6 protein-coding genes are annotated in these 7385 nt (G+C 66.7%); 1 reads left to right on the top strand and 5 read right to left on the bottom strand.

Annotation, left to right across the window (positions count from 1 at the left end):
* Positions 1-134: 134 nt before the first annotated feature.
* The 4 genes from NOM55_RS06465 to wrbA all read right to left on the bottom strand — a co-directional run bounded on the left by NOM55_RS06465 (position 135) and on the right by wrbA (position 5321).
* A complete protein-coding gene (locus NOM55_RS06465) occupies positions 135-1196 on the bottom strand; it encodes an HD-GYP domain-containing protein (protein ID WP_255907946.1) in 1062 nt (353 codons plus the stop codon).
* Positions 1197-1338: 142 nt separating this feature from the next.
* Positions 1339-3234 (bottom strand): diguanylate cyclase domain-containing protein, encoded by a 1896-nt coding sequence (locus tag NOM55_RS06460; RefSeq protein WP_255907945.1) that lies wholly within the window; start codon positions 3232-3234, stop codon positions 1339-1341.
* A gap of 226 nt (positions 3235-3460) precedes the next feature.
* Positions 3461-4432, bottom strand: coding sequence for a TerC family protein (locus NOM55_RS06455; protein ID WP_255907944.1), 972 nt, complete (start codon positions 4430-4432; stop codon positions 3461-3463).
* Between the two features lie 295 nt (positions 4433-4727).
* Positions 4728-5321: an NAD(P)H:quinone oxidoreductase gene (gene wrbA, locus NOM55_RS06450; protein ID WP_047966602.1), complete on the bottom strand. Its 594-nt coding sequence runs from the start codon at positions 5319-5321 to the stop codon at positions 4728-4730.
* Between the two features lie 44 nt (positions 5322-5365).
* Here wrbA and NOM55_RS06445 point away from each other — a divergent pair, with 44 nt between their 5' ends.
* The gene (locus tag NOM55_RS06445) at positions 5366-6592 is read left to right on the top strand and encodes a YihY family inner membrane protein (RefSeq protein ID WP_245961089.1); all 1227 of its coding nucleotides are present in this window, start codon (positions 5366-5368) and stop codon (positions 6590-6592) included.
* On the opposite strand, the gene NOM55_RS06440 is transcribed toward NOM55_RS06445, so the two are convergent.
* The gene (locus tag NOM55_RS06440) at positions 6523-7383 is read right to left on the bottom strand and encodes a DUF3025 domain-containing protein (protein WP_255907943.1); all 861 of its coding nucleotides are present in this window, start codon (positions 7381-7383) and stop codon (positions 6523-6525) included. The two genes, NOM55_RS06445 and NOM55_RS06440, sit on opposite strands and share 70 nt — an antisense overlap.
* Positions 7384-7385: the final 2 nt, after the last annotated feature.

The following is a 7385-nucleotide window of genomic DNA, read 5'->3' as shown; positions in this document are numbered from 1 at the left end:
CCAAGAATACAGACATCAAGCCCAGTCATCAGACTGGGCTTTTTGTTTTTCTGCGCGTCCTGCGGTGGCGCGCTTGCTCAGCAGCGTGCCCCGGCTGTTCTCCGTTCTACTCCTCTTTTCCTGTCTGTCGCCGTCTAGCCCGCCGGGCTGTCGACCCGGCATTGCCACAGCCTGGCCAGTGCCGGCAGGTGGCGCGCTTCGACCGTCATTTGTGCCGGGCTGGCGATACGGCTTGCCGATGGCACGATATTGGCGTCACGGCCGAAGCGGACAGTCAGCGGCGTGGTGATGTCGTCGCCGTGCTGCACCACGATGGCGGTGTCGCCCTGCTCCAGCTTGACGAAGCTGCCCGGCGGATACAGACCGACCTCCTTGATCAGGCAATCGGCCAGCTTGGCGTCGGCCAGGGTGTCGCGTTGCTGAAACAGCTGCACCATCGCATTCTTGGGCAGCTGCGAGCGGCGGTAGTGGCGGGGATGCAGCCTGGCCATGGCGACATCGGCAACATGCAGCAGGTGGGCGCCGGGGCTGATCTTGCTGCGGCCGAGGCCGAACGGATAGCCCTTGCCGTTCCACTGTTCGTGATGCTCCAGAATCGCCAGATGCCAGATCTCGTCATCGATGCCGACCTCGCGCAGCATGGCGGAGCTGGCCAGCGGGTGCAGGTGCAGCTGCTTGGCCTGCAGCGAGGACAGCGCCTCGGCCTGGTGGCTGAGCTGCTGTTGCAGGTTGACCATCGCGATATTCATGGTCAGCGCGGCGCAGACCAGGGATTCGCACTCGGCCTCCGGCTGCGCCAGTCGCTGCGTCAGCCGTGCCACCAGCAGCGCGACATGCACGGCATGGGCGTGCGCGTAGTGGGCGTAGGGCAGCAGCAGGCCGGCGGCCAGCGTGGCTTCCGGGGCGTGATTGGCCAGGCGGCGCAGGCTGCCGGCCAGCGCGCGCAGCTGCTGTTCGCTGTCGTTGTGGTCGAGTAGGCGGGTGGTCAGCCACTGTAGCTGGTCGTAGGCCCACGGCAGCGCCAGGAACGGGTCCTGTTCGTGCAGTGGCGGGCACACCGGCTGCGGGTCGTGGAAATGGCTGCGCGCGCGCGCCTGGCGGCGCTGCTTTTCTCCGGCGCTGAGCCAGATTTCGAGATCGCTGCTCTGGGTCAGGCGATTGCGAACGTAGAGTGAATCTGGCAGGTAGTGCAGCATGACAACGGCTCCGGCGGTGCTGGATCCGGCATGGCAGGCGGATGCTGGCTGCATCGGTGGTCGGGCCGGATCGTGTGGTGCCTGCGATTATGCGCAGAAGCGCAAGTGGCGGCTAGGGGCATGGCGGCTTTCGCCGCCGTGGCTATGCGGTGCCATCGCCGTAAAAGGCAAAGCCGTTCTTGCCGGCGCGCTTGGCCTGGTACATCGCCTTGTCGGCGGCATTGAGCAGGGTATTGGCGCTGCTGTCGTGGCTGCCGTCGTAGAGGGCGATGCCGATGCTGCTGGACAGGGTGACCGCCACGCCGGCGATGCTGTGGATGGCGGCGATCTGTTGCAACAGCTTGCCGGCCACCAGCGCGCTGTCCTGCTGCGGCTGCACCAGGTTTTCCAGGATCACGGTGAATTCGTCGCCGGCCAGGCGGGCGGCGCTATCGGTTTCGCGCACCGCGCCGCGCAGTTCGCGGGCAAAGCGCTGCAGCGCCATGTCGCCGAAGTCGTGGCCGTGGCTGTCGTTGAGCGCCTTGAAGCCGTCGAGGTCGAGAAACAGCAGCGCCATGCTGTTGCCGCTGCGGCGGCTGCGGGCCATCGCCTCGCGCAGGCTTTGCATCAGCGCGCGGCGGTTGGGCAATCCGGTCAGCGAGTCGTGGTAGGCCTCGAATTGCAGCTGGTCCTGCAGCTGCTTGCGTTCGGTGATGTCCACGCCCAGCACGTAGAAACCCTGCTGCTGCCGCTGCGGGTTGTAGTGCGGGATCAGGGTGATGTGGACCCAGATCTTGCCGTGCAGGCTGGGCATCAGCACCTCGTATTCGCTCTGCTCGCCGCGCAGCACCTTGTCGAAATGCGGGCGGGCCACCGCGTACACCGCGGCGTCGAGCACGTCGGCGACCTTGCTGCCGGTGATGGTTTCCGCCTTCCAGCCGAACCATTTCTCGTAGCCGAGGTTGACGAAGCGGTAGTGCAGCCCGGTATCGACATAGGCGATGATGGCCGGCACATTGTCGGTGATCATCTTGATGCGGGCGCGGCTGTCGAGGATCTCGGCCTCGTCGGCCTTGCGCTGCGAGATGTCGTGCAGGAAGGCGTTGATCAGCATCCGCCCCTGGCTGTGGATCGCGCTCAGCGTCAGCTCGATCGGAAAGGTGCTGCCGTCCTTGCGGCAGGCGCTGACCTCGACGCGCTGTCCCAGCATCCGCGGCTGGCCGGTGCGCACGAAGCGGCACAGGCCGGCGTGGTGGGCGGCACGCAGCGGCGGGGGGATGATCAGCTCGGCCAGCAGCTGGCCGCCGGCCTCCTCCCGCGTCCAGCCGAAGGTGGTTTCCGCGGCGCGGTTCCAGCCGACCACCAGCCCCTGCTCGTCGATCTCGATGAAGGCGTCGGTGGTGTTTTCCAGCGTGGCGTGGAAGTGTTCCTTCTCCGCCAGCAGCGCGCTTTCGTAGGCGTTGCGCTGCGCGATTTCCTGGTGCAGCTGCGCCAGCGTGGTTTCCAGCTCCTGCGTGCGCAGCTGCACGCGCTGCTCCAGTTCGGCCTGCAGCTGCTGCAAGTCCTGCGCCGCTTCCAGCCCCCACAAATACTGCTCCACCATGCGCGCCAGGTCCTGCAGCGTCTGCAGCTCGCCGTCGTCGAGCTGCCGTGGCTGGTCGTCGATCAGACACAGCGTGCCCAGCGCGTGGCCCGCGCTGGAGAAGATCGGCTGCCCGGCGTAGAACACGATGTGCGGCGCCGCCGTTACCAGCGGGTTGTCGGCAAAGCGCGGGTCCTGCCGCGCATCGGTAACCAGCAGTGCCTGTGGCTGCAGGATGGCGTGGCCGCAGAAGGAGATGTCGCGTGCGGTCTCGCTGACGTCCAGCCCGACGCGCGACTTGAACCACTGCCGCTTGGCGTCGACCAGCGTCACCAGCACGGTCTTGACCTTGAACACGCGCTGCGCCAGCCGGGTGAGGCGGTCCAGCTCGGCGGCGGGCGGCGTATCCAGCACGCCCAGGCGCTGCAGGGCGGCCAGGCGGTCGTGCTCGTTGGCGGGCAATCGGGGCTTGTGCATGTCTGGCTCTGGCGCGGGCAAGGGTCACGGGTTCGGGCGGTGTTCACATCCTTTGTAGGATGTCGGCATCATTTTTGCGAACATTGTTCGCTTTGCCGCAGTAAATCATACGCGAGTGCCGGCCTGCCACGGGCGGGGAATAAGGGGCAGTCGTGGCGGCGGGGTGGGGCGGAAAAAGCCTGCGGCCAACCTTGTGACGCCAAGGTTGGCCGCAGGCAGCGCCGGGTCAGGCGGCTTTTTTCGGGAACAGCAGCGAGGCGATCACCGAGCCGATGATGACCACGAATACCACCCCCAGCGATACCGCCACCGGGATGTGCAGGAACTCCAGCATCAGCAGCTTCACGCCGATGAAGCTGAGCACGATGGCGAGGCCGTAACGCAGCAGGTGGAAGCGGTCCGCCACATCCGCCAGCAGGAAGAACATCGCGCGCAGGCCGAGGATGGCGAAGATGTTGGAGGTCAGCACGATGAACGGGTCCATGGTCACCGCGAAGATGGCCGGGATGCTGTCCACCGCGAACACCACGTCGGACAGCTCCACCATCATCAGCACCAGGAACATCGGCGTGGCGTAGCGCAGGCCATTCTTCATCACGAAGAAGGCTTCGCCGTGGTAGTCGTCGGTGATGCGCATGTGGCGGCGCAGGAAGCGCAGCAGCGCGTTATTGGTCAGGTCTTCCTTTTCCTCTTTTTCCGGCAGCATCATCTTCAGGCCGGTAAACAGCAGGAAGGCGCCGAACACGTACAGGATCCAGCTGAATTCCTTTACCAGCGCGGCACCGAGGAACACCATCACCGTGCGCAGTACGATGGCGCCGAACACGCCGTACAGCAGCACGCGGCGCTGGTATTCCACCGGCACCTTGAAGAAGCCGAAGATCAGCAGGAACACGAAGATGTTGTCGACGGCCAGCGATTTTTCGATCACGTAGCCGGTGAAGTATTCCAGTGTTTTCTGGTTGGCGACGGCGGGGCCGTAGGCCGGATCATTGGCCAGATACCACCACAGCCAGCCGCCGAAGCCGCAGGCGACGCCGACCCAGATCGCCGACCAGATGCCGGCTTCCTTGATCGACACCTTGTGGGAGCCGCTCTGCTTCAGTGCCAGCATGTCGACGGCGATCATGAGCAGTACGGCCACGAAAAAGACAGCGTAAAAGAAAGGCGATCCGATCGAGGGGAGGGCCTGTTCCATGGTGTTGATGACTCCTTGTGTGTAGAAAATATAAGGCACGCGTTGACCCCGAACGCCATGCGGCGGGCGGGGCGCGGCCATTTGTTGTGGGCGCGGACGGTGGGCTTGTCCAGCCGTTGCGCGTCGATTTGACCGCGCCGCCGGGGGCGCGGTTCCGTTGCCGGTGCGGCTTGGCGGGAAATGCGGGGTGGAGAGGTGCGGCCGGAGAAGTGAAGCGCGGAGAAATAAGGCGTGGAGCCGCGCGGCGGGCAGGACAAGGTTGGCCGCAACGCTTGCGGCCAACCTTGATCCGCGATCAGGCGGCCAGCTTGCGCGCGGCCTCGGCCAGGCGGCGGCCCTGGGCGATGGCGAGCTGCTTCTCGTCCTCGCTCAGCGTCACGTTGTTGTCGTGGCCGGCGACATGGCTGGCACCGTAGGGCGTGCCGCCGGTGCGGGTGTGGCTCAGCGCCGGCTCGGTAAACGGCAGGCCGAGCAGCAGCATGCCGTGGTGCAGCAGCGGGATCATCATCGACAGCAGCGTCGATTCCTGGCCGCCGTGTTGGGTGCTGCTGCTGGTGAACACGCAGGCCGGCTTGCCGGCGAGCGTGCCCTGCATCCACTCCGGCGCGGTGCCGTCGAGGAAGTACTTCATCGCTGCCGCCATGTTGCCGAAGCGGGTCGGGCTGCCCAGCGCCAGGCCGGCACAGTCCTGCAGATCCTGTTTCTCGACATAGGGCGCGCCGCTATCCGGCACCGCCGGCGCGGTGGCCTCGCACACGGTGGAGACCTTGGGCACGGTGCGCAGCCGCGCGCGGCAGCCGTCGACGCTGTCGATGCCGCGGGCGATCATGCGGGCCAGCTCGCGGGTGGCGCCGTGCTGGCTGTAGTACAAGACCAGAATGTCGTGCATGAAGATTCCTATGGGTTAACATTGGCGAATTGCTGGATTCTAGCGTGTTTGATCGGATGATCGTGTCGTTTACCTCCCTGCCCCTGACCGGTTTTGCCCGTTTTGTCGCCGCGCGGCTGGCGCAGCAGCGCGTGCTGCAAGTGGCCGGCAGCCTGACCTTTACCACCCTGTTGGCGCTGGTGCCGCTGCTGACCATCGCGCTGACGGTGATGTCGGCATTCCCGGTATTCGGCGATTACAGCACCCGCTTCAAGGTGATGCTGCTGTCGACGCTGGTGCCGGAATTCGCCGGCAAGGTGATTACCGTCTACATGCGCCAGTTCGCCGACAACGCCGAAAAGCTCACCGCCGCCGGCATCGTGATGCTGGGCGCCACCTCGCTGATGCTGATGGCGACGGTGGAGCGCACCTTCAACAGCATCTGGGGGGTGCGCCGCGCGCGGCCGTGGCTGCAGCAGAGCATGGTGTACTGGACGGTGCTGACGCTGGGGCCGCTGGCGCTGGGCGGCGGCCTGCTCGGCTGGCGCGTGCTGTTCAAGTACACCCACATCGAGCGCTACTCCACGCTGCTGGACGAGGCGCTGCAGTTCGGCGGCGGCCTGCTGCTGGCGACGCTGATGCTGGCGCTGCTGTTCCGCATCGTGCCCTACCGCTACGTGCCGCGCCGCCACGCGCTGCTCGGCGCGCTGTGCACTGCGCTGATGCTGGAGGTGACCAAACTGATCTTCGGCTTCTACATCGGCGAGATCGCCAGCTACCAGCTGGTGTACGGCGCCTTCGCCAGCCTGCCGGTGCTGCTGTTGTGGCTGTTCTGCCTGTGGCTGGTGGTGCTGACCGGCGCGGTGCTGACCGCGTCGCTGTCGTACTGGGAGGGGCGCGCCTGGCAACGGCGCAACGAGTCGCGGCGCCGTTTCCTCGATGCGGTGGAGCTGCTGGTGCTGCTGGACCAGGCGCAGGGCGAAGGCCGCGCACTGCGGCCGGAAGCGCTGCGGCAGCAGGTGCTGGTCGGCTACGACGAGCTGGGCCACGTGCTGGATCGCCTCGCCGCCGCCGGCTACGTGCAGTGCGGCCAGCGCGAGACCTGGGTGCTGACCCGGCGCGCGGAGGCGATCGCGCTGGCCGACCTGTTCCGCCTGTTTGTCTACCGTCCGGAACTGCGCGAGTGCGATGACGACATCGCCGCCGCGCTGGCCGAGGTGTTTCAGCCGATGATGGGCGAGCTGGAAGCGATCTCGGTGGCCGATTTCGCGCGCCGCGTCGGGCGGAAATAGGCCGTATTGTCGTAGAACGCCGCGTCGTGATTGGCGTCCCACCAGCCGGGGATGCCCAGCAGCGGCAGCGGCAGCAGTTCGCGCGGGCTGGCGGCAAAGTCGTCGTCGCCCGCCAGCCGTGCCGCCAGCATTTTATCCAGCGTGTCCACCTGTTCCGCGCCATCCAGCCGGAAAAATCCTTCCTCCACCGGCAGCAGCAGCGCCTTGCCGCACCAGCCGATGTGCATCGCCAGCCCCTGTTCCAGCAGCGCGTGGCCGATGACATGGGCGCCGATGCGCGTGCCCCACGCCGCGCGCTGCTCGACAAACAGCGTGCGCCACTGCATGTCGTGCAGGGCCTGCGCCAGCGCGGCATCGCAATACGGCACGATGACGCCACTTTCGTCCAGCAGCGTGCCGGCATCGCGGCGCGGGCCGCGGCGGAACTCGTCGCCGTTGATGGCCGCCACCTGCCGCGCGTTCATCGCCAGCTTGCTGCGCGGCCAGCTCAGCCAGCACAGAGCGTTGAACCAGTCGTGCCAGTTGTCGCCGCGCGTCGGCACCTCGCCGGTGCTGCCGATGTGCATCTCGTAGTACAGCTCGGGGTCGGCGTCGCGCAGGAAGCGCTGCCGCGGCGGCAAAGGTTGGCCGCAGGCGCGCGCGTGCCCGATCAGGCGGTCGAAGTCGGCCTGTTGCGGCCAACCCTGGCACGCGGCGGCGTCGCGCCAGCGCGCGATGCTGTCGTACAGCGGATGCTCGGGCCAGGGGCCGAACGTGGTCGGCAGGTGGGCGAGGGTGGTGCGGGCCTGCATCG

The organism is Vogesella sp. AC12, from assembly GCF_024437575.1.
In the GTDB taxonomy this organism is placed as follows: domain Bacteria; phylum Pseudomonadota; class Gammaproteobacteria; order Burkholderiales; family Chromobacteriaceae; genus Vogesella; species Vogesella indigofera.
This window is presented reverse-complemented; position numbering and strand designations above follow the sequence as displayed.

Bases quoted from the DNA above. Each gene is read 5' to 3' on its own strand.
- NOM55_RS06460 (WP_255907945.1), bottom strand. From the start codon at position 3,234: ATGCACAAGCCCCGATTGCCCGCCAACGAGCACGACCGCCTGGCCGCC.
- NOM55_RS06465 (WP_255907946.1), bottom strand. From the start codon at position 1,196: ATGCTGCACTACCTGCCAGATTCACTCTACGTTCGCAATCGCCTGACC.
- NOM55_RS06455 (WP_255907944.1), bottom strand. From the start codon at position 4,432: ATGGAACAGGCCCTCCCCTCGATCGGATCGCCTTTCTTTTACGCTGTC.
- wrbA (WP_047966602.1), bottom strand. From the start codon at position 5,321: ATGCACGACATTCTGGTCTTGTACTACAGCCAGCACGGCGCCACCCGC.
- NOM55_RS06440 (WP_255907943.1), bottom strand. From the start codon at position 7,383: ATGCAGGCCCGCACCACCCTCGCCCACCTGCCGACCACGTTCGGCCCC.